General features: G+C 70.1%; 16 protein-coding genes. 9 read left to right on the top strand and 7 right to left on the bottom strand.

Features of this window, described 5'->3' with window-relative positions; all coding sequences use genetic code 11:
* Positions 1–13 precede the first annotated feature (13 nt).
* Positions 14–1,057, bottom strand: coding sequence for an alpha/beta fold hydrolase (locus BLU79_RS13755; RefSeq protein WP_093905986.1), 1,044 nt, complete (start codon positions 1,055–1,057; stop codon positions 14–16).
* 255 nt (positions 1,058–1,312) lie between these two features.
* Here BLU79_RS13755 and BLU79_RS13750 point away from each other — a divergent pair, with 255 nt between their 5' ends.
* Positions 1,313–1,543, top strand: coding sequence for a hypothetical protein (locus BLU79_RS13750; RefSeq protein WP_093905985.1), 231 nt, complete (start codon positions 1,313–1,315; stop codon positions 1,541–1,543).
* A gap of 25 nt (positions 1,544–1,568) precedes the next feature.
* Here the strand turns inward: BLU79_RS13750 and BLU79_RS13745 are convergent, their stop codons facing one another.
* Together BLU79_RS13745 and BLU79_RS13740 are read right to left on the bottom strand one after the other, a co-directional pair.
* The gene (locus BLU79_RS13745; RefSeq protein WP_093905984.1) at positions 1,569–2,249 is read right to left on the bottom strand and encodes a 4'-phosphopantetheinyl transferase family protein; all 681 of its coding nucleotides are present in this window, start codon (positions 2,247–2,249) and stop codon (positions 1,569–1,571) included.
* Positions 2,246–3,106 carry a metallophosphoesterase family protein gene (locus BLU79_RS13740; RefSeq protein WP_093905983.1) on the bottom strand — a complete coding sequence of 287 codons (861 nt, stop codon included), beginning with the start codon at positions 3,104–3,106 and terminating at the stop codon, positions 2,246–2,248. The genes BLU79_RS13745 and BLU79_RS13740 overlap by 4 nt, the downstream gene beginning before the upstream one ends.
* A gap of 259 nt (positions 3,107–3,365) precedes the next feature.
* Between BLU79_RS13740 and BLU79_RS13735 the strand changes: the two genes are divergently transcribed.
* Together BLU79_RS13735 and BLU79_RS13730 are read left to right on the top strand one after the other, a co-directional pair.
* The gene (locus tag BLU79_RS13735; protein ID WP_093905982.1) at positions 3,366–4,496 is read left to right on the top strand and encodes an ATP-grasp domain-containing protein; all 1,131 of its coding nucleotides are present in this window, start codon (positions 3,366–3,368) and stop codon (positions 4,494–4,496) included.
* Positions 4,497–4,673: 177 nt separating this feature from the next.
* Positions 4,674–6,356, top strand: coding sequence for a carbohydrate binding domain-containing protein (locus BLU79_RS13730; protein WP_093905981.1), 1,683 nt, complete (start codon positions 4,674–4,676; stop codon positions 6,354–6,356).
* Positions 6,357–6,578: 222 nt separating this feature from the next.
* Here BLU79_RS13730 and BLU79_RS13725 read toward each other — a convergent pair whose 3' ends face one another.
* Genes BLU79_RS13725 through BLU79_RS13710 form a run of 4 tightly spaced genes read right to left on the bottom strand, consistent with a single transcriptional unit; the run spans position 6,579 to position 13,046 of the window.
* Entirely contained in the window at positions 6,579–7,829 is a 1,251-nt protein-coding gene (locus BLU79_RS13725; RefSeq protein WP_177001005.1) for an alpha-L-fucosidase, read from the bottom strand.
* Between the two features lie 3 nt (positions 7,830–7,832).
* Positions 7,833–10,889 carry an alpha-mannosidase gene (locus BLU79_RS13720; RefSeq protein ID WP_093905979.1) on the bottom strand — a complete coding sequence of 1,019 codons (3,057 nt, stop codon included), beginning with the start codon at positions 10,887–10,889 and terminating at the stop codon, positions 7,833–7,835.
* A 55-nt stretch (positions 10,890–10,944) separates the two neighbouring features.
* Complete coding sequence (locus BLU79_RS13715; RefSeq protein ID WP_093905978.1) at positions 10,945–12,285, bottom strand: 6-phospho-beta-glucosidase; 1,341 nt, start codon at positions 12,283–12,285, stop codon at positions 10,945–10,947.
* Positions 12,282–13,046 carry a DeoR/GlpR family DNA-binding transcription regulator gene (locus BLU79_RS13710; RefSeq protein WP_093905977.1) on the bottom strand — a complete coding sequence of 255 codons (765 nt, stop codon included), beginning with the start codon at positions 13,044–13,046 and terminating at the stop codon, positions 12,282–12,284. Before BLU79_RS13710 ends, BLU79_RS13715 begins: the two co-directional genes overlap by 4 nt.
* 152 nt (positions 13,047–13,198) lie before the next feature.
* Between BLU79_RS13710 and BLU79_RS13705 the strand changes: the two genes are divergently transcribed.
* The 6 genes from BLU79_RS13705 (at position 13,199) to BLU79_RS13680 (ending at position 22,176) form a co-directional block, all read left to right on the top strand.
* Positions 13,199–14,218: a carbohydrate kinase family protein gene (locus tag BLU79_RS13705; protein ID WP_093905976.1), complete on the top strand. Its 1,020-nt coding sequence runs from the start codon at positions 13,199–13,201 to the stop codon at positions 14,216–14,218.
* 77 nt (positions 14,219–14,295) lie between these two features.
* On the top strand, positions 14,296–15,582 hold the full coding sequence (locus BLU79_RS13700) for an extracellular solute-binding protein (RefSeq protein ID WP_093905975.1): 1,287 nt from the start codon (positions 14,296–14,298) through the stop codon (positions 15,580–15,582).
* On the top strand, positions 15,582–16,532 hold the full coding sequence (locus BLU79_RS13695; RefSeq protein WP_093905974.1) for a carbohydrate ABC transporter permease: 951 nt from the start codon (positions 15,582–15,584) through the stop codon (positions 16,530–16,532). Before BLU79_RS13700 ends, BLU79_RS13695 begins: the two co-directional genes overlap by 1 nt.
* 14 nt (positions 16,533–16,546) lie before the next feature.
* Entirely contained in the window at positions 16,547–17,386 is an 840-nt protein-coding gene (locus BLU79_RS13690) for a carbohydrate ABC transporter permease (RefSeq protein WP_093905973.1), read from the top strand.
* Positions 17,383–20,304 (top strand): glycoside hydrolase family 2 TIM barrel-domain containing protein, encoded by a 2,922-nt coding sequence (locus tag BLU79_RS13685; RefSeq protein WP_093905972.1) that lies wholly within the window; start codon positions 17,383–17,385, stop codon positions 20,302–20,304. The genes BLU79_RS13690 and BLU79_RS13685 overlap by 4 nt, the downstream gene beginning before the upstream one ends.
* Before the next feature lie 45 nt (positions 20,305–20,349).
* On the top strand, positions 20,350–22,176 hold the full coding sequence (locus tag BLU79_RS13680) for a LamG-like jellyroll fold domain-containing protein (RefSeq protein ID WP_093905971.1): 1,827 nt from the start codon (positions 20,350–20,352) through the stop codon (positions 22,174–22,176).
* Positions 22,177–22,188 lie beyond the last annotated feature (12 nt).

The following is a 22,188-nucleotide window of genomic DNA, read 5'->3' as shown; positions in this document are numbered from 1 at the left end:
GGCGCGCCTCGGCTCAGGTCGCGCTGCGTTCGCTCGCCTCCCGCAGGTCGCGTTCCCTCGCGCGAGAAAAGGCCGTGTCCGGCTGCCCGACGGCCGTCCCGGGCCGGCCCGTCCGCAGCAGCTCACGCCAGGTCTCACGGCTCCAGTCGGCGGGGGCGGTGGTGGCCGTGAACTCCTCGACCAGCGCCACGAACCGGGCCGGGTCGGTGTGGAACGGGAAGTGCCCCGCCCCCTCGAAGATCTCCAGCCGGCTGCCCGGCATCGCCTCGTGCGCCCCGAACGCGTGCCGCACCGGCACCACGCTGTCCCGGTCCCCCCACAGCAGCATGGTCGGCATGCCCTCGGTCAGATAGCAGCGGTCCAGCATGGTGACCACCTGGCCACGCCAGTCGACCACGGCCCGCAGGGTACGGATGAAGGCGTTGCGCGAGGTCTCGTCGGGCAGCGCGTCCACCAGAGTGAGCAGTTCCGGCGCGTCCTGGCCGAGATCGGTGTCCAGCAGTTTCAACAGCCGTACGGTCAGCCCCACTTGGAGCCGCATCCCCGGCAGCCGCAGTGTCGACAGCATCAGATGCGCGCCCGGCAGCGAGACCAGCCGCAGCACCGGGTTGACCTCGCGGCCCACCCCGCCCGCGCTGACCAGGATGAGCCGCTCCGTGCGCTCGGGGAACTGGTAGGCGAACTGCATCGCCACTCCCCCGCCCAGCGAGTGCCCGATCAGCGTCGCCGACTCGATGCCGAGGGTGGTCAGCAGATCGCGCACGCCGTTCGCGTACGCGGCCACCGAGTAGTCGGCGCGCGGCTTGTCCGAGGCGCCGTGGCCGAGCAGGTCGGGGGCGATGACGGTGTGCGTGCGGGCGAGGTCGGGGATCAGCTCGGCCCAGGTGTCGGAGGAGTCGCCTATGCCGTGGATCAGCACCAGCGCCGGGCCCTCGCCGGCCATCCGGAACGCGCGCCGGTAGCCGTGCACTACGCGGTACTGCAACTCGAGTTCTCCGTCGCCCACCGAGCGCAGCCGTACGGCGCGCGCCGGGCGCGGTCCCGGGATGTCGACCACGCTTCTCGCCCCAGTTCCTGTCGCCGTTCCACTGCCCGTTCCTGGCCCCGTCGCCTGCCACGAGAGCGCGGCCGAGAGCCCTTCCCCCAGCGTAGGACGGCTTTCCCACAAGGGATTTCGGGGAGGTTTCGCCTCCGCTAAGCGGGCGAACGGAGGTGTGGCCGGGCCCGATTGTCAGTGGTGGGCGGCAAGCTGGTGGTACGCCCTCATATGCGGGGCGTGACGCGACGACGCCGACTTGGGGAGAGCCGACCGATGCCCACCGCCGTACTGACCGACCGCGAGCGCACCGCCGTCCAGGCCTATCTGCGGCTGTTGCACACCGTACGAGCCGCGTTCGACGGTCCCCCCGGCTCCCGCCGACCACCCGTGGTCCCGCCCTCCGTCCTCGCCGAGGCGGAACAGGCCCTGGCGAACGCGGGACTGAGCGGCAACGAGGAGGAGTTCTTCCGGCTGCTGCAGAGCTGGTGTCCGGCGGAGCCGTAGCGGAGCCCGCAGGGTGCAAGGGGGCTCAGGTGTGCGGCACGCTCACCGCTGTCGCCACCAGCCCTCGCCGGACCGTCCACCGGCCTTCGAAGAGGTCCACCCGGCGGTCGCCCACCCACGGGCCCGGTACGAGGAGCCGCGCCCGGAAACCGCCGCCGTACTGCTCACCGGGGTCGGCGAAGAGGTCGATGTCCGCCTCGGTGAAGTCCAGCCACTTTCCGGTGAGGGGGAACCACGCCTTGTAGACGGACTCCTTCGCGCTGAACAGGAGCCGGTCCCAGTGGACGGCGGGGTGGTCGCCGGCCAGTCGGCGCAGCCGCTCCGCCTCGGCGGGCAGGGCGACGGCCGGCAGGACGCCCTCCGGGAGCGTCTGGTGGGGCTCGGCGTCGATACCGAGGGAGGCCAGGTCGGCGGCGCGGACCAGGGCGGCTGCGTGGTAGCCGTCGCAGTGGGTCATGCTGCCGACCAGGCCGGCCGGCCAGCTCGGGGCGCCGCGTTCACCCGGCAGGATCGGCTGCGGCGGCACGCCCAGCTTCTCCATGGCATGGCGAGCACAGGAGCGTACGACGGCGAACTCCCGGCGGCGCTTGGCGACCGCCTTGGCCACGACCGCCTCCTCCTCGGGGTAGAGGGCCGTGTTCGGGAGCTCCTCGTCGCCGTACGCCTCGACGGTGACGACCGAGTCCGGCAGCAGTTCCTCGATCAACGGGTCCCGTCCTCCCTGGGCAGAATCCGGCGCAGCCGGCCCGGCGGATCCGCGCGCTTTCGCCACTCCCGGGGGTACCCCACCGACACCTCCTCGAAGCGGACGCCCTCGTGCCAGGTGGTGCGCGGGATGTGCAGGTGTCCGTAGACCATGGTCTCCACGCGGAACCTGCGGTGCCAGTCCGCGGTCCGCTCGGTGCCGCACCACATGGCGAACTCGGGGTACCACAGGACGTCCATGGGGTGCCGGTCCAGTGGGTAGTGGTTGACGAGGACGGTGGGCAGGTCCGCGGGCAGCGCGGCGAGCCGGCGCTCGGTCTCGGCGACCCGGGCCTCGCACCAGGCCTCGCGGGAGGGGTAGGGGTCGGGGTGCAGCAGGAACTCGTCGTTGCACACGATCCCGGTCCCGTGCGCGTACCTCAGCCCCTCCTCCTTGGTGGTGCAGCCGGAAGGCAGGAAGGAGTAGTCGTACAGGAGGAACAGCGGCGCCACGGCCGCCGGGCCGCCGGGGCCCTCCCAGACCGGGTAGGGGTCCTCGGGGGTGGTCACACCGAGTTCCCGGCACATCTCGACGAGGTGCTCGTAGCGGGCGACGCCGCGGAGGGTGACGGAGTCCTTCGGGTGGGTCCACAGTTCGTGGTTGCCGGGCGCCCAGACGACCTTGCGGAAGCGGCCGGCGAGGGTCTCCAGGGCCCAGCGGATGTCGGCCACGGTCTCGGCCACGTCACCGGCGACGAGCAGCCAGTCGTCATCCGATTCGGGGCGCATCTTCTCGACGAGGGCGCGGTTCTCCTCGTAGCCGATGTGCAGGTCACTGATGGCCAGCAGCTGTCCGGCACCGCCGGCCGTCGACGTCACCCCTCGCCCCTTCCGATGATCCGAATGACTCCACGAGACCACATCGGGCCGCGCGAGGACAAGGCGGGATCACGTCGGCATGATCGGGAAATCCGTAACACGTACGTTGCACGCGGCACCCTTTGAAAGCCGTATGATCGCCCCAACACCACCGCTCTGAACGTCCCTTCGCACGGGGCGATTTGGTGTCCCTCCAATCACCCTGCCCGGGCACGGGCTCGCTTTGCCCTGCCCGCGAACCCCGGAAGGACGGCCCTGCATGGTCTCTCGCGTACGCGTCTGGCTCAACCGCACGTACGCGGAGAACGTGTTCTTCATGGATCAGCTGCGGAGAAATCCCAGTGATCGGGCGGTCGATATCCATGCGACGCACGGGGACGCCGACTCACCGGTGCTGGCCGCCGCCGACACCGCCGATCTGGAGCCGGAGGGCCTGTCCCCGGCCGGGTATGTCGAGTACGCGCTCGCCCAGTGCCGGCGGCGCGGCATCGATGTCTTCGTGCCCCGGATGCACCAGTCGGCGATCGTCGCGCACCGCGCGGAGTTCGAGGCGGTCGGCACGGCGCTGCTGGCGCCGCCGCCGGAGGCCGTGGCGGTCTTCCAGGACAAGGTGATCGCCTACGAGGCCGTGCAGGCGATCGGGGTGCCGGTGCCGCCGTGGTGGCGGGTGCGTACCGCCGACGAACTCGTCGCCGCCGTCGAGGAGTTGGAGGCGGGCGGCTACAAGGCCTGCTTCAAGCCGGCGTCCGGTGCGGGCGGGGTGGGCTTCCGGGTGATCACGCGCTCCCCCTTCTCGCTGATGCACCTCAACGGGTTCCCGACCCCGTATGTGCAGCTGGACCTGGTGGTGGACGCGCTGCGGCGGGCCGACGAGCCGGTGGACTGGCTGGTCATGCCGCGGCTCGAACAGCCGGAGGTGTCGGTGGACTGCCTCACCGGTCCGGACAACCGGGTGCGGCTGGCGATCGGCCGGAGCAAGAACGGTCGGCGTCGTGGGTTCACGTTGCAGGAGCAGTGGCTGGAGCCGGCGCGGCAGATCGCGGAAGGGTTCGGGCTGCACTATCTGTCCAACATCCAGTTCCGGATGTTCGGGGAGACGCCGGTACTGATGGATGTCAACACGCGGCCCGCGGGTGGGTTGCATCAGCTGTCGCTGTGCGGGGTCAATGTGCCCTGGCTGGCTGTTCAGCTGGCGCTCGGGGAGGATCCGGGGGAGGTCGTCCCGCCGTTCCTCGGGCAGGACTACACGGTGGTGTCCGGGCCGCGGCAGGTCAGGCCCGTGTCCATTCCGCAGCAGCGGGCGGAGGAGACGGAGCGGTTGTTGCCTGCGATGCCGGCGCCGGTTGACTCCGTCGGTGCAGCCGGGGCGGCTCAGGTACTGCCGCTTTAGGTTGTCTGCCGGGTGCGGGTTGCGTGTGGTGGGTCGCGCAGTTCCCCGCGCCCCTGAGGGCGTTGACCAATCCCGGTGTCAGACCTTGACACCGGGATTGGTCCATACCAACTTGGTTGCGCACCGTTTCGCATGTCCCTGCACTCCCGAACCACCCCACATCCTCAGGGAGATCGCGTGCGCACCTCACTGTTCAGACGTTCCAGACGTCGACTTCTCGCTCTCCTCGGCTCCGCCGCCCTCGCGGTCGCCGGGGCCGTCGCGCTGCCCGGTACCGCCCAGGCGGCCAACATCCTCACCAACCCCGGCTTCGAATCCGGTTCCCTCTCCCCCTGGTCCTGCACCGGCAACCTCGGGTCCGTCGTCTCCTCCCCCGTGCGCGGCGGCTCCAAAGCCCTTGCCGGGGCGGTCAGTTCGAGTGACATCGCCAAGTGCAGTCAGACCCTCTCGGTCCAGCCGAACACGACGTACGCACTCAGCGGCTGGGTGCGCGGGTCCTACGTCTACCTCGGCGTGGACGGCGGTGCCTCGACATGGACGTCGTCGCCGTCGGCGTACAGCCAGCTGTCCGTCTCCTTCACTACCGGCGCGTCGCAGACCAGCGCCACCGTCTACGTCCACGGCTGGTACGCCCAGGGCACCTATTACGCCGACGACGTCAGTCTCGACGGGCCCGGTGGCGGTGGTTCGGACAGTCAGGCGCCGAGTGTGCCGGGCAGCCTGCGGTCCACCGGCAAGACGTCGTCGAGTGTGTCGCTGGCGTGGAACGCCTCGACGGACAACGTCGGGGTGACGGCGTACGACATCTATCGGGGCGCCAGTCAGGTGCTCAGTGTGTCCGGCACCAGTGCCACGGTCAGCGGGCTGTCGGCGAGCACGAGTCACACCTTCACGGTCAAGGCACGGGACGCGGCCGGGAACGTCTCGGCGGCCTCCAACGCCGTCACCGTCACGACGGACGCGGGCGGTGGCGACACCGGGTTCAAGCAGGCCGCGCCCTACCTGTACCTGGGCTGGGGCGACCCGCCGAGCGCGACGTCGGTGATGAGCTCGACCGGCATCAAGTGGTACACGATGGCGTTCATCCTGTCCTCCGGCGGCTGCAACCCCGCCTGGGACGGGCAGCGTCCGCTGACCGGCGGGAACGACCAGAGCGTCATCAACAGCATCCGTTCCGCGGGCGGTGACATCGTGCCGTCGATCGGCGGGTGGAGCGGCAACAAGCTCGGGCCGAACTGTGCGACCGCCGAAGCGCTGGCGGGTGCGTATCAGAGGGTCATCGACGCGTACGGGCTGAAGGCGATCGACGTCGACATCGAGAACACCGACGAGTTCGAGAACGCGACCGTGCAGGACCGGATCCTGAACGCTCTGAAGATCGTCAAGGCCAACAATCCGGGACTGCGCACGATCATCACCTTCGGCACCACGACGTCCGGCCCGACCTACTGGGGCAACCGGCTCATCGAGCAGGCCAAGGCGTTGAACGCGAACATCGACGTCTTCACGATCATGCCGTTCGACTTCGGCGGCGGTGCCGACATGTACGGCAACACCGTGAACGCGACGGAGGGGCTGAAGAACAAGCTGAAGTCCACCTTCGGGTGGGACGACGCCACGGCCTACGCCCACATCGGCATCTCCGGCATGAACGGCCTCTCCGACCAGCAGGAACTCACCTCGCCCGCGACCTGGACCCAGATCCGTGACTGGGCGAACTCCCACCACATCGCCCGTCTCGCGTTCTGGTCGGTCAACCGCGACCGGCCGTGCCCGGGCGGCGGCGTGACGAGCAACTGCTCCGGGATCAGCCAGAGCAACTGGCAGTTCACGTCCATCACGGCCGGCTTCACCGGCTGAGGCCGCGTTCACCCGCGCCGTGAGATCACCCGCGCCGGGAAACTTTTTCCCGCCGCGGGTGTATCAGGGCGCCGACCGCGTGCTCTAAAGGAGTGAAAGGCAACGGGGGAACAACGGGGGAATGCACCACCACGGGGGAAGCACGGGGGATTCGGACCGGCCGACCGCTGTTCACGGGGGCGGCGGCCGACCGGTCCGAGTTGGTCTGCGGGGCCGGAGGGCTCAGAAGCGGCCCGCGCCCCGGTACAGCTCCAGCTCGCCGTCCAGTTCGACGGCCAGCACCGTGGCGTGCGGGTCGAGGTCCGCCTCGGCGGGCGGTTCGATCCAGAGGACGCCCGGTGTCTCGTGCAGGCCACCGGTGATGCGGTGGGCCAGTTCCGTGCCGCTGCCGAGCACCGTGACCCGGCGTACCGAACCGAGCAGTCCGCGTACGTTGATCTCGGCGCGGGGGGCGTCGAAGAGGATCAGGTACAGGGTTCGGTGGTCCTTGGAGAGGGTGCTCGGGCCGTAGTGGTGACCGGCCGGGAGGCCGCGCTCGGTGCCGTACACCGCCTCCGCGTGCTTGGCGATCCAGTCACCGAGCCCCTCCAGTCGCTCGACATGCTCCCGCGGGATCGTGCCGTCCTCCCTCGGACCGACGCTGAGCAGCAGGTTGCCGCCTCCCCCGATCGTCTCGGCGAAGTAGCGGATCAGCTGGTCGACCGACTTGTGGTTATGGTCGTGGTGCTGGTGGCCCCAGGAGTCGTTGAGCGTCAGACAGAGTTCCCAGGGGCCCTCCGGCGGGATGACCGGGGCGCCCTGTTCCGGCGTCGCGTAGTCGCCCTCGGTCAGCATGCGGGCGTTGAAGACTACGTCCGGCACCTCGGAGCGGATGAGCGCGGCGAGTTCGGGGATGCGCCACTGCTCCGCGCTGCGGTCCCACTCGCCGTCGAACCACAGCAGGTCCGGCTTGTAGCGGGAGGTGAGTTCGCGGATCTGGCCGTCCCGGTAGGCGATGAAGCGTTCCCAGGCGTCCAGGTCCTCGAACTCCGCGGCGACTTCGGAGTACCGGTTGTCCTCCTGCTCCGGCGGGCGGCCCGGCTTGCGCGTGGAGGCGTAGTCGGGGTGGCTCCAGTCCGAGTGGGAGTAGTAGAGGCCGACCTTGAGGCCCTGCTCGCGCAGGGCGTCCGCGTAGCCGGCGATCAGGTCGCGGCCCACGTTCAGGTCACCGTGGGCGGTGTCCCAGAGGGCCACGCCGTCGTGGTGGCGGCTGGTGAGGACGGCATACCTGGCGCCGGCCCGCGCGAAGAGCTTCGCCCAGTCGCGCGGGTCGTAGCGGGAGGCGGTGAAGCGGTCGAACTGGGACATGTACTGGTCGTAGGGGACGATGTCGTCGTAGAACGACCAGGACTCCTGTACGCCGTCCACGGCGTAGATGCCCCAGTGGATGAAGATCCCCAACTTGGCGTCGGTGAACCAGGGTTGCATCGGCACGGTTCAGTTCCCCCCGGCGCGCTTCAGGCGGAGCGTGAGGACCTGGAACGGGCGCAGGGCGACCGCGACCCCGCCGTCGGCGGTGATCTCCGCGTCCTCCTCCAGCGGGCGCTCCAGCAGGTCGGTCACCTGGGCGCCCGCGAGCGGGAAGCCGGTGCGGACGACGCCGGTGGCCCGGCCGCCACGGGACTCGTAGAGGCGTACGACGACGTCGCCGGACCGGTCGTCGGCCAGCTTGACCGCCTCGACCGTCACTCCGTCGCCGTCCAGCGAGACGACCGGCTCGGGTGCGCCGGCCGAGGCCGCCACCCGCAGGGGGAGGTTGAGCGCGTAGCCCTCGGCGACCGCGTCCTCGATGCTCGCGCCGGGCAGCAGGGAGTAGGTGAAGCGGTGCTTGCCCTGGTCGGCCTCGGGGTCCGGGACGCGCGGGGCGCGCACCAGGCTGAGGCTGACCCTGGTCGTCGTACCGCCGTCCTCGCGGACCGTGCGGGAGACGTCGTGACCGTACGTCGAGTCGTTGATGACCGCGACGCCGTAGCCGGGCTCGGCGATGTGCACCCAGCGGTGGCCGGAGACCTCGAAGCGGGCCGCCTCCCAGCTGGTGTTGGTGTGGGTGGGGCGCTGGATGTGGCCGAACTGGATCTCGGCGGAGGAGTGCGGGGCACGGATGTCCACCGGGAAGCCCGCCTTGAGGATCTTCTCGGCCTCGTGCCAGTCGATCTCGGTCTCGAAGTCGATTCGGGCGCTGTCGGCGCGGAGCGTGATCGTCTGGGTGATCTTCGAGCCCTTGCCGAAGGACCGCTCGACGCGGATCGCGCCGACGAGCGGGCTCTCCTCGACGACCTTGACGGACTCGGGGTCGAGCAGATCGGTGAAGCGGTTCTTGTAGTGCTTGTCGATGTCCCAGGCGTCCCAGTAGTTCGGGAGGTCGGTGTGCAGGCGGAGCAGGTTGCCCTTCTCCGCCAGGACTTCGCGGCCGGCCCGCAGGTCCCGTACGGAGGCCAGCGTGCCGTCCTCCGCCACCTCGACCCGGATCAGGCCGTTGTCGAGGACACGTCCGGAGACCGTGACCGGGTGCGCGGGTTCGGCGGCGGCGAGGGGCGCGCTGCCGCTCGCGGGCACCTGCACATACGCCGGTGCGTCCTCGGCCGTACGGACCACCTCGGCCCGCTCGAACGGGCTCGTGTTGAAGACCCGGGCCTCACCGCCACCCAGCGCGGCCAACGCCTCCGCCGTCAGCGCCTCCAACTCCTCGGCCACCCGGGCGTATTCGGCCTCGGCCTCGCGGTGCACCCAGGCGATGGACGAGCCCGGCAGGATGTCGTGGAACTGGTGGAGGAGGACCGTCTTCCAGAGCCGGTCGAGCTTCTCGTACGGGTAGGCGTAGCCCGGCGCGTGCAGTGCCGCGGTCGTCGCCCACAACTCGGCCTCGCGGAGCCGGTGTTCACTGCGCCGGTTGCCCTGCTTGGTGCGGGCCTGGGAGGTGTAGGTGGCGCGGTGCAGCTCCAGGTAGAGCTCGCCGACCCACACCGGGGCGTCCGGGTATTCCTCGCGGGCAGTGGCGAAGAAGGTGTCCGGGTGCTCGATGACGACCTTGGGCGAGCCCTCCAGGTCCGCCAGCCTGCGTGCCCGCTCCATGATCTCGCGGGTGGGGCCGCCACCACCGTCGCCCCAGCCGAAGGGGGCGAGGGAACGCGTACCGCCGCCCTTCTCCGAGTAGTTGCGGACCGCGCGGTCCATCTCCTCACCGCTGAAACGGGCGTTGTAGGTGTCGACCGGCGGGAAGTGCGTGAAGATGCGGGTGCCGTCGATGCCCTCCCACCAGAAGGTGTGGTGGGGGAACTTGTTGGTCTGGTTCCAGGAGATCTTCTGGGTGAGGAACCAGTCGTTGCCGGCCAGCTTGGCGAGCTGCGGGTAGGCGGCGGTGTAGCCGAAGGAGTCCGGCAGCCAGACGCCCTTGGTCTCGACGCCGAAGTGCTCGATGAAGAACCGCTTGCCGTGGATGAGCTGGCGGGCGATGGCCTCGCCGCCGGGCAGATTGCCGTCGGCCTCCACCCACATGCCGCCGACCGGCGCCCACTGGCCCTTCTTCACCGACTCCTGGATGCGGGCCCAGACGTGCGGGTAGTTGTCGCGCACCCACTCGTACTGCTGGGCCTGGGAGCAGGCGAAGATGAAGTCGTCGTATTCGTCGGCCAAAGACGTCACGTTGGAGAAGGTGCGGGACGTCTTGCGCTTGGTCTCGCGGATGGGCCACAGCCACGCCGAGTCGATGTGCGCGTGGCCGACGCCGGAGATGGTGTGCGCGCTGGCGTGGGCGGGGCGGGCCAGGACGGGGGCGAGGATCTCGCGGACGGCGGTGGCGCTGCCGGAGATGTCGTCCAGGTCCAGGGTGTCCATGGCCTTGTCGAGGGTGTGCATGATCTCGTGCCGGCGCGGCTCGTGCTCGCCGAGGTGGACCATGAGCTCGCGCAGCACTTGGAGGTCCAGGTCGAGGTGCCAGACCTCCTCGTCCAGGACGGCGATGTCGGCGCGCTGGAAGGTGTAGAGGGGCTTGTCGCCCGCCGTGCGGATGTCGCCGAGCGGGGTGGGGGCCACGAAGTTGTTGGCCAGGATGTCCGGGTTGGAGGCGGCCTCGACCAGGTAGTCGATCTCCTCGCCGCCCGAGACCGGGTTGCCGATCGGCACGTACTGGTTGAGCGGGTTGACCGCCTTCAGGGGCCGGCCGTCGGGCAGGTGGACCAGGGCCTCGGCCTGGTTGCCGGGCCAGTCGCCGACGAAGCCGAGGTCGATGACCGCCTCGACGCGGCGTCCGGCCCATTCGGCGGGCACGCGGCCGCGCATGCGGAACCAGGTCGTGCCCCAGGGCGGGCCCCACGGGGTGTCCATCGCGAAGGGTTCGTAGCGGGCGGCCGCGGCCTCCTCGAAGGACACGGGCTCCCCCGGTGCCTGCCAGGCCTCGACCTCGAAGGGGACGGTGGCCGCGTACGTCGCGGGCTTGATGCGCTGGTCGTGGAGGCGCTCGACGCGCTCTTCGATGCGGCGGCGTTCGTCGTGCATGAGGGGTCTCCAGAGAGAGCTGGCGCTGGCGGGAAAGCGCTTTCCGTCAGGGGGCTTACTTAAGGTACGCGAGACCGGGGTGGACGTCGGTGTAGCCGTCGACGAGCCGACGGGCGACGTTCACGGAGTCGACCAGCGGGTGCAGCGCGAAGGCCTTCACGGCCGTCGACCGGGAGCCGGACTCGGCGGTGGCGAGCACCTCGCGCTCGACCGCCTTGACCGCGCAGACGAGCCCGGTGGCGTGGTCGGGCAGCGGGGCGACCGCGACCGGGTGCGCACCGTTGGCGTCGACCAGGCAGGGCACCTCGATGACGGCGTCCGTGTCGAGGACGGACAGGGTGGCCTGGTTGCGGACGTTGAGGATCAGGGTGGTGCGTTCGTCGCGGGCGATGGCCCGCATCAGGGCGAGCGCCACCTTCTCGTAGCCGCCGGACAGGTCGTCGGCGTCGCGCTCGCCGGCGCCGGCCGTCTCCCGGTTCTCCGACATGTAGGTGGCCTCGCGCTCGGCGCGGGTGCGGTCCCAGACCTCCAGGGCGGCGGCGTCCGGGTTGCGCATCTGCTCGTAGAAACCGGCCTGCTGGTCGCGCAGGAAGGCGCCGCGGGTCTTGTCGGCCTGCTGGTAGGCGCGTACGGCTTCCCGGTTGAAGTAGTAGTAGTGCAGGTACTCGTTCGGGATCGCGCCGAGCGAGCGGAGCCAGTCGACGCCGAAGAGCTTGCCCTCCTCGAAGGAGCCGAGCAGGTCGGGGTCGGCGAGCAGGCGCGGGAGTTCGTCGCGGCCGGCGACGCGCAGGCCGCGGACCCAGCCGAGGTGGTTGAGGCCGACGTAGTCGATCCACGCCTCGCCCGGGTTCTTCACGCCGAGCACGCGGGCGATACGGCGGCCGAGGCCGACCGGCGAGTCGCAGATGCCGATGACCCGGTCGCCGAGGTGGCGGGACATGGCCTCGGTGACCAGGCCCGCGGGGTTGGTGAAGTTGATGACCCAGGCGTCCGGCGCGAGGCGGGCCACCCGCTGCGCGATGTCGACGGCGACCGGGACGGTGCGCAGGCCGTAGGCGATGCCGCCCGCGCCGACCGTCTCCTGTCCGAGGACGCCCTCGGCGAGCGCGACCCGCTCGTCGTTCGCCCTGCCCTCCAGGCCGCCGACGCGGATCGCCGAGAAGACGAAGTCGGCGCCGCGCAGGGCCTCGTCGAGGTCGGTGGTGGCGGTCACCTCGGGCGCGTCGGGCACGCCGGCCGCTTGCTCGGCGAGCACCCGGGTCACCGCGGAGAGCCGTTGCGCATCCAGGTCGTGCAGTACGACATGGGTGACCCGACCCTCGGCGCGGTCCGTCAGGAGCGCTCCGTACACGAGCGGCACGCGGAATCCTCCGCCGCCCAGAATCGTCAGCTTCACGCTTGCACCTTTCCCGCCACGACGACCTCGACGCCCGCCTCCTGCAAAGAGGCCCGCGTCGCCGTGTCGACCGGCGCGTTCGTCACCACCACGTCCAGTTCCTCGGGACCGCACACCTTCGCCATCCCGTGCCCGGGGAACTTCGCCGCGTCGGCGAGCAGGACGACCTTGTCGCCGGCCTTGATCATGGCCCGCTTGACCGGCACCTCGACGACCGTGGTGTCCATGACCTGCCCGCCGGGGCGCACCCCGCTGGTGCCGAGGAACAGCCAGTCGGCGTGCAGCTGGCGCAGGTTGTCCTCGGTGAGAAAGCCGACCAGGGAGCGGTACTCGCGCCGGAGCATGCCGCCGAGCAGCACCAGCTCGATGCCCTCGTCGTCGGCGAGCTCCTCGTAGACCACCAGGTTGCTGGTGATCACGGTGAGCCGGCGGCCGTGCAGCTGGCGGGCCAGCCGGAAGGCGGTGGTCCCGATGTCGAGCAGCACCGACTGACCATCTTCGATCATCGCGGCGGCACGCGCGGCTATGGCGTCCTTCTCGGCCACGCGCATCTCGGCGACCTCGGCGAAGGGCTGGTCGCCCTCCTCCACGACGGCGCCGCCGTGCACCCGCGTGAGCAGACCGTCCTCCTCGAGTTTGACCAGGTCACGCCTGATCGTGGCGGGGCTCACACCCAGCTGTTCGGAGAGATCGGTCACGGCCGCGGGGCCACCGGCACGCAGGGCCCGCAGGATGAGTTGGTGTCGTCGTTCCGCTAGCACGCCGTGAACACTACTCGTCATCTTCAATCATCGCCATGCTCATTTCTGCTCGGGTATTGACCAATCTCTCCGAGCGGCGCACGATTCCGGTCACCGAATTGAAGAGTTTTGACGAGCTCTGCTGAGCGGGTCCCGAACGAGAGGACGTAACCGTGGACGACGACCGGCCCGATGTGCTGCTGACCGGGCTGCTCTTCTACGACCTCGTCCTGACGGGGCTCGGGAAGCCGCCGACGCCGGGCGAGGAGATCTGGACGGGCGGCATGGGCTGCGGCCCCGGCGGCATCGCCAACCTGGCGGTGGCCGCCGCCCGCTTCGGCCTGCGCACCTCGCTGGCCACGGTGTTCGGCGACGACCTGTACGGCGAGTACTGCCGGGACGTCCTGTGCGACCAGGAGGACATCGACCTGTCGCTGTCCCGCACGGCGGAGGGCTGGCCCACCCCGGTCACCGTCTCCCTCGCCTACGACCACGACCGGGCTCTCGTCACCCACGGCCAGGAGCCCCCGTACTCGCAGGACGCGCTGATGGGCGACCCGCCCGAGGCGCGCACCGCCCTCGTGCACATCGAGGCCGAACCCCGCGAGTGGCTCGCCAAAGCCGCCGCGAACGGCACGCAGATCTACGCCGACGTCGGCTGGGACCCCACGCAGCAGTGGTCCACCGACCTGCTCGACCAACTCCGCCTGTGCCATGCCTTCCTCCCGAACGAGACCGAGGCGATGGCGTACACCCGCACCGACAGCGCGGTCGCGGCCCTGTGGACGCTCAGCGAGCTGGTGCCGGTCGCCGTGGTGACGCGCGGCGGTGACGGGGCGGTCGCCGTGGACCAGGTGACCGGCGAGTACGCGGAGGTGCCCGCCCTGGACGTCGACGTCCTCGACGCGACGGGCGCGGGCGACGTGTTCGGGGCGAGCTTCGTCGCGGCCTCGCTGGGCGGCTGGCCCCTGGAGGAACGGCTCAGGTTCGCCGTCCTGGCCGCCGGGCTGTCCGTCGGGCGGGCCGGCGGCGCCCTGGCCGCCCCCGGCTGGTACGGCGTCGACCGCTGGTGGCGCTCCCTGACCGACCCCGTGCTGAAACAGACGTACGGCTTCCTCGCGGACCGGCTCCCGGCGGACCCCGGTCCCCCGCTCGCGTACGCCCCCGTCACCCCACCCGCACGGCAGCACTGACCTCCCCCCACTGCCCGATCCCCCACATGCCCCTGCTCATGCGAAGTCCCGAACAGATCCGAAAGGCGGTGGGAGCTGTGCGGCTCTCACGAAGAGGCCTGCTGCGCGCGGGCCTGGCCGGTACGGCCGCCACGGCCCTCGGCGGCCTGGCGTCCGGCTGCGCCGTACCGACCGGCTCGACCGGCCGGAACATGGTCCTGTGGTACTGGAGCGGCGGTCTGAGCGACACCGTCGTGAAGAACGCCAAGGCGCGTTACGACAGCTCCGTCGACCTTGATGCCATCCAGATCGGCGGCCAGTACCGCTCGAAGCTCATCACCACCATCACCGGCCGGGCCCACATCCCCGACATCGCGGGGCTGAAGGGCGAGGACATGGCCGCCTACCTGCCGAACGCGGACCAGTTCATCGACCTGCGGACGCTGGGCGCGGAGAAGTACAAGAGCCAGTACCTGTCCTGGAAGTGGGACCAGGGCATCGCCGACGACGGCTCGATGGTCGGTTTCCCGATCGACTGCGGGCCGGTCGCGCACTACTACCAGTACGAGATCTTCCGCAAGGCCGGGCTGCCGTACGAGCCCGACGACGTGTCGAAGGAGCTGAACACCTGGGAGAGGTTCTTCGACGCGGGCGTGCAGCTGGGCAAGCGCGTGTCGGGGGCCAAGCTGCTCACCGACGTCAACTCGGTCTTCGAGAACGTCGTACAGCAGGGCGCGCAGCGGTACGTCGACAAGGACCGCCACTTCATCGGCGACGAGGAGCATGTGCGCCGGGCCTGGGCGCTCGCCGTGGAGGCCAAGCGGCGCGGGATCGTCTCGGACCTGGTCAGCGGTACCCCGGACCAGCAGTCGGCCGTCCAGGACGGCAAGCTGCCGAGCCAGCTGAACGCCTCCTGGGCCAGCTTCGACATCAAGAACGGCGTGCCGAAGACCAAGGGCAAGTGGCGGGTGGCTCAGATGCCCGTGCGGCCCGCCAACAACGGCGGCTCGTTCCTGTCGATCACCAAGGCGTGCCGGGAGCCCGAGCAGGCCTTCGAGATCATCACCTGGCTCCTCAACGCCTCCAACCAGGCGCAGGGTTACGTCGACGCCGGCCTCTTCCCCTCCACGCCCGCCTCGTACGACCTGAAGCAGATGCAGGAGCCCGACCCCTTCTTCGGCGGCCAGGTCACGACCGACGTCTTCGGACCCGCCGCGCAGAAGATCGTGGTCGCCTACAACAGCCCGTTCGACATCGCGCTCGGGCAGCCCCTCAAGGACGAGATCAAGAACGTCGGCGTCCTCGGCAAGGACCCGAAGAAGGCCTGGAGTGACGCCATGAGCAAGTGCCGTCGCATCGCGAAGCACCTGGGGGTGAGCTACTGATGGCCGTCCTTGAGCAGACCCCGCCCGCCGTGGCACAGCCCGCCCCGGTCCAGCCGAAGAAGGGCTGGCGCAAGTACTGGCACCTCTACGCCGCCATTTCCCCCTTCTACCTGATCTTCCTGGGCTTCGGCCTGTTCCCGGTCGGCTTCTCGCTCTACCTGTCCTTCCACCGCTGGGACGGCCTCGGCTCGATGGAGTGGGCCGGGCTCTCGCAGTACCAGTACCTGCTGAGCGACAGCGACTTCTGGAACTCGATCGGCAACACGATCCTCATCTGGGCGCTGGCCACCTTCCCCATGATCTTCCTGGCGATGATCACGGCCGTGATGCTCAACTCCGCGGTCCGGTTCAAGGGCCTGTACCGCGTCGCGTACTTCCTGCCGAACGTCACCTCGGTCGTCGCCATCGCGATCGTCTTCGGCTCGATCTTCTCCACCAACGCCGGCATGGTGAACGCCGTCCTGAACGCGGTGGGGATCGACCAGGTGGCGTGGCTGAACACGCCGTGGGGCATCAAGGTCACCATCGCGGCGCTGATGACCTGGCAATGGACCGGCTACAACGCCATCATCTTCCTCGCCGGGCTCCAGACCATCCCGAGCGACCTGTACGAGGCGGCGCGCATGGACGGCGCCGGCCCCGTCCAGACCTTCTTCCGGATCACGCTGCCGCTGCTGCGGCCCACCCTGCTGTTCGTGCTCGTCGTCTCGACGGTCACGGGCCTGCAGAGCTTCTCCGAACCGCAGGTCCTGCTGCAGACCTCGTCCAACGACTCGACGTTCGCGGGCGGTCCGGGCCACTCGGGCCAGACGATGGTCCTCTACTTCTTCCAGCAGACCTTCGACAACAACGACTTCGGGTACGGCGCCGCTGTGGCGTGGGGCATCTTCCTCGTCGTCGTCCTCTTCTCGATCATCAACTGGCGCCTCGTGCAGCGCCGGGGCGACTAGGAAGGGCGCGCATCATGGCTTCCATCAAGGGATCCCGCCGCAGAGGGATCGCGCTGCACCTCCCGCTGATCATCGGCACACTGATCTCGGCCTTCCCGTTCTACTGGGCCGTGATCATGTCGACGCACAGCTCGTCCGAGATCTTCTCGTACCCGCCGAAGCTGCTGCCGGGCACGCACTTCCTGGAGAACGTCCGCAACCTCTTCGACGCCGTCGACTTCTTCGGGTCGATGTGGAACTCGCTGCTGGTCGCGGTGTCGGTGACCTTCCTGGTCCTGCTCTTCGACTCGCTGGCGGCCTTCGTCTTCGCCAAGTTCGAGTTCCCCGGCAAGGGGCTGCTGTTCGGGCTGCTCATGGTCATCTTCATGGTGCCGGCGCAGCTGTCGGTCATCCCGCAGTTCGTCGTCATGGCGAAGATCGGCTGGATCGGCTCGATGACCGCGCTGATCGTGCCGGCCGCGGCCAACGCCTTCGGCATCTTCTGGATGCGCCAGTACATGAAGACCGCCATCCACGACGAGCTGCTCGACGCCTCCAAGCTCGACGGCGCGAACTTCCTGCGCCAGTACTGGCACGTGGCGCTGCCGGTGGTCCGCCCCGGCCTCGCCTTCCTCGGCATCTTCACCTTCATGGCCCAGTGGAACGACTTCGCCTGGCCCCTGATCGCCCTCACCAACCCGAACAACGTGACCCTCCAGGTCGCGCTCTCCCAGCTCAACGGCACCCACGGCACCACCGACTACGGCATCGTGATGACCGGCGCCCTGCTCGCCCTCATCCCGCTGCTGATCGTGTTCGCGATCGGCGCCAAGCAGATCATCGGCGACCTCGCGAAGGGAGCCGTCCGCGGATGACGACCGATCCCCTGGTCGCCCTGCGCCCCTGGGAGGCACCCGAGGTGACCTCCTGGGGGCGGCTGCCCATGAACGCCGTCGACCGGCGCTCCGGAGCACTCCCCCTCGACGGCGACTGGCGTTTCCAGCTGCTGTCGGTTCCGGACGCGCCGGTCGGCGGTGCCTGGTCCTCGGCCCGGGTGCCGGGTGTCTGGACCATGCAGGACACCGCCGACCTCCCGCAGTACCTCAACATCCGGATGCCGTATCCCGAGTTCCCGCCGGGCTCGCCCACCGCCAACCCGACGGGCGTGTACGAGCGTGAGGTGGACGTGCCCGCCGAGTGGGCGGGGCGCCGGATCGCGCTCCAGGTCGGGGCCGCCGAGAGCGTGCTGCTGGTGCACGTGGACGGACGGCCCGTCGGCATCTCCAAGGACTCCCATCTGGCCGCCGAGTTCGACCTCTCCGGCGTCGTACGCCCCGGCGAGCGGGCCACCGTACGGCTGACGGTCGTGAAGTGGTCGGACGCCTCGCACATCGAGGACCAGGACCAGTGGTGGCACGGCGGGATCACCCGCTCGGTGCTGCTGTACGCGACGGATCCCCTGTACCTCGCGGACGTCACCGTGCGGGCACCGTACAGCGGTGAGCTGCGGGTCGACTGCCGGGTGCGGGACACGGGCGGTGCGCTGCCCGAGGGGTGGTACGTCACCGGGGAGCTGGACGGTCAACTCCTCGATCAGGACCCCGAGTTCGACCGCGCCAACGTCGAGGACGAGCGTGTCTCCGACTTCCTCGGCGAGGCCCGGCTGCTGACCACGGCCCCCGAGGTGCGCACCTGGAACGCGGAGTCACCCGAGCTGTACGACCTGACCGTCCGCCTGCACCGCGCCGACGGCACGGTCGCCGACATCTCCCGCCACCGGATCGGCTTCCGGGACGTCGAGATCGTCGGCCGGGACCTGCTGGTCAACGGGGAGCGCGTCTTCATCCGGGGCGTCAACCGGCACGACTTCCACCCGCTGACCGGGCGGACGGTGTCGTATGACGACATACGCGCGGATCTGCTGGTGCTCAAACGCTTCGGCTTCAACGCGATCCGCACCGCCCACTACCCGAACGACCCCACGCTGTACGACCTCGCAGACGAACTCGGCTTCTACGTCGTCGACGAGGCGGACATCGAGTCCCACGACCACGCCCACGAGATCGCCGACGACCCGCGCTATCTGAACGCCTTCGTGGACCGTGTCTCGCGCATGGTGCTGCGCGACAAGAACCACCCGTCGGTCATCATCTGGTCGCTGGGCAACGAGTCCGACTACGGCGCCAACCACGACGCGGCGGCGGGCTGGGTGCGCCGGCACGATCCGACCCGGCCCCTCCAGTACGAGGGGGCGGCCAAGCTCGACTGGGCGGCGACGGACGACGCCTCGGACATCGCCTGTCCGATGTACGCGCCGTTGGAGGACTGCATCGCCCACGCGCTGTCCGGCGAGCAGACCAGGCCGCTGATCCAGTGCGAGTACTCGCACGCCATGGGCAACAGCAACGGCACGCTGGCCGACCACTGGGCCGCCATCGAGGCCACCCCAGGTCTTCAGGGCGGGTTCATCTGGGAGTTCTGGGACCACGGAATTCTGCAACGCGTGAGCGACGGAAGACCGGCCGGGCGTGGGGGCGCCGGGCTCTATGACAACGGTGTCGCCGCGCCCGGGTACCGCTGGGCGTACGGCGGCGACTTCGGCGAACCCGACCACGACGGCGCGTTCATCGCGGACGGCGTGGTGTTTCCCGACCGCAAGCCCAAGCCCGCGATGTACGAGCACCGGGAGATCGCGGCGCCGCTGCGCATCGAGTGCTTCAAGCACGAGGGCATCGTGCTCGGCAACCACCAGCACTTCCGCGGCCTGAACTGGCTCGCGGCCGTATGGGAGTTGGTCCTCGCGGACGGCCGGACCCTGACCGCTCCCGCCGAACTCCCCGACCTGTGCCCCGGCGAGACGGCCGCCGTACCGCTGCCCTTCGAAGTGCCGCGCGACGGCGGCGAGGCCTGGCTGACGCTGCGGGTGACGACGGCCGAGGACGAGCCGTGGGCGCCGCGCGGCACCGAGGTGTGCGTGCCGCAGATCCGGCTGCGCGGGCCCGCCGTGGCCGCGGACGTCGCCGTGGACGGGCGCGTGGAGATCGACGGCGAGGGCCGGCTCGTGCACCCGTTGCTGACGGTCGCGCCCGCGCTCTCGCTGTGGCGGGCGCCCACCGACAACGACGAGTTGGGCGGGATGGCGCCGCGCTGGCGGGACTGGGGGCTCGACGCGCTGGTGCGCAAGGTCGTGTCGGTGCGTGAGGACGCGGGCCGGGTGACGGTGGTGGCCGAGTACGCGGGCACGATCGGCGTCGTACGGCACCGGCAGGTGCTCACGGCCGTCGAGGGCGGGGTCCGGGTCGAGGAGGAGGCCGAGCTGCCGGAGGCGTTCCACGATGTGGCGCGGGTCGGCACGGTCTTCGAGACGGTCGCGGGGCTCGACCTGCTGGAGTGGTTCGGGCAGGGCCCTTGGGAGTCGTACCCCGACCGCAGCACGGGCGCGCCCGTCGGCCATCACTCCGTGCCCGTCGACGAGTTGTTCACCCCCTATCTGCGTCCGCAGGAGAGCGGCGGCCGGCACGGCGTACGGCGGTTCACGCTGTCGGCGCCGGACGCCACCGGTCTCTCGGTCGCGCTGGACGAACCGCGCCAGGTCTCCGTCACCCGCTACCGCGCCGAGGACCTGGCCACCGCCGGGCACCACGACGAACTGGTGCCGCGGCCCGGCTGTGTGGTGCACATCGACGCGGCGCACCGGGGTCTCGGCACGGCGTCGTGCGGCCCCGACACCTTCCCCTCCTACCGCGTCGCACCGGGCATCCACCGCTGGAGCTGGACCCTGCGCGTTCTCTGACTCCCCCCACGCCTCCTCTCCCCTGTCACCCTTCACGGAGCACACGTGTGTACTTCGCATGACCATGCCCAGGGCGAGGCCGCGCAGGCCGGCGCCGGACGACGCGGTTTCCTCCGGGCCACCGCGCTGCTCGGTGCCGCCGCGACGGCCTCGGTCGCCGTCCCGGCGGTCGCCGAGGCCGCGCCCGCGCGCGACTGGCGGCCCGACTCGAACAGCCGCCGCTTCACGCTCGCCGTGATGCCCGACACCCAGTACCTCTTCGACGGGCCGAGCATCAACCCCGCCCCGATCGAGGCATCCCTGCGCTATCTGCTGGAGCACGGCCGGGAGGAGAACATCGTCTTCCTGTCCCACCTCGGCGATCTCACGGAGAACGGCGCGAAGGACGAATGCGCCGCGATCGGCGAGGCGTTCGAGCTGCTCGACCGGCGCGGCGTCGGCTACAGCGTCCTGGCCGGCAACCACGACGTGAAGTCGTCCACGAACGACCAGCGCGGCTCGACGCCGTACCTGGACACGTTCGGCCCGAAGCGCTTCCAGGGCAAGCCCACCTTCGGAGGCGCGTCCGCGGACGGCTACAACACCTACCACCTGTTCAAGGCGGGCGGCCGCGAGTGGATGGTGCTCGCGCTGGACTGGCGGCTGTCGGCGCAGGGCTATGCCTGGGCGAAGGACGTCCTGGCCCGGCACCCGAAGTCGCCGGTCATCCTCACCACGCACGAACTGGTCGTCGAGGACGACACGTTGTCGTCCTACGGTCAGCAGCTGTGGGACCAGCTGGTCAAGGACCACGACCAGATCTTCCTCACCCTCAACGGCCACTACTGGCCGGCGGGCCGGGCCGTCCGCAAGAACGCGGCGGGCAACGACGTCCACCTGCACCTGACGAACTATCAGAATCGCTACTTCGGCGGCGCGGCGATGATCCGCCTCTACCACTTCGACCTCGACCGGAACGTCATCGACGTCGAGACGGTGTCCCCGTGGATCCTGGGCCGGGCCAAGAAGGGCCTGGGCGAGCTCGAACGGCAGGAGATCGAGCTCAGCGGCGACGCCGACCGGTTCTCCGTCGACATCGACTTCGCGGAGCGCTTCACCGGCTTCGCCCCGGTGCCCGCCCGCCCGGCACGGCCCGCGTCGAAGATGCTGATCCGGGGCACGGCCGCCTACTGGCGCTTCGAATCCGCCGTGTCGGGCACCGTCCGTGACCTGTCCGGCAACGGCAACGACCTCACCGTGGTCTCCGTCGGCGGCGGCACCCTCGGCTGGTCGGCCGACCACCACCCCGACCAGCCCGGCCACGGCAGCCTGGAGTTCGAGGGCTTCAAGTCCCCGCTGAAGGGCGCGTACCTGCGCACGGTCGACGGCTCCCCGCTCAACTCGGCCACGTTCAGGAGCGGTTACACCATCGAGGCGTTCTACCGGGTCCCCGCCGGCTGGGACCCCTCGCACAACGCCTGGGCCGGTCTGGTCAGCCGTACCGGTACGGGCGGGGCCGCCGGCAAGACGGAGGGCGACCCCGACGAGCCGCTCGCCACGCTCTCCCTCTCCGACGGGCCCGGCCCGCAGTGGGCGGTCCGCCCCCTCAACCATCAGGGCATCGTCACCAACTGGGGCGACGAGACCGCGCGGGAGACCTGGTGGCACGTCGCCGTCGTCAACGACGGCCGACACACCACGATGTACGTCCAGGGCTGCCCGGTGGCCCGCAACCCGCACGCCACCACCATCGGCCTCACCTCGGTCGGCCTGCCCTGGCTGCTCGGCGGCTACGAGTACGGCGGCAAGATCGACCAGATCCTGTACGGCCGCCTCGGCGACGTCCGTATCGTCGAACGGGCGCTGCCCGTCACCTCCTTCATGAACCACTGACCTCCAGAGGAT

Source organism: Streptomyces sp. cf386 (assembly GCF_900103585.1).
GTDB lineage: Bacteria > Actinomycetota > Actinomycetes > Streptomycetales > Streptomycetaceae > Streptomyces.
This window is presented reverse-complemented; position numbering and strand designations above follow the sequence as displayed.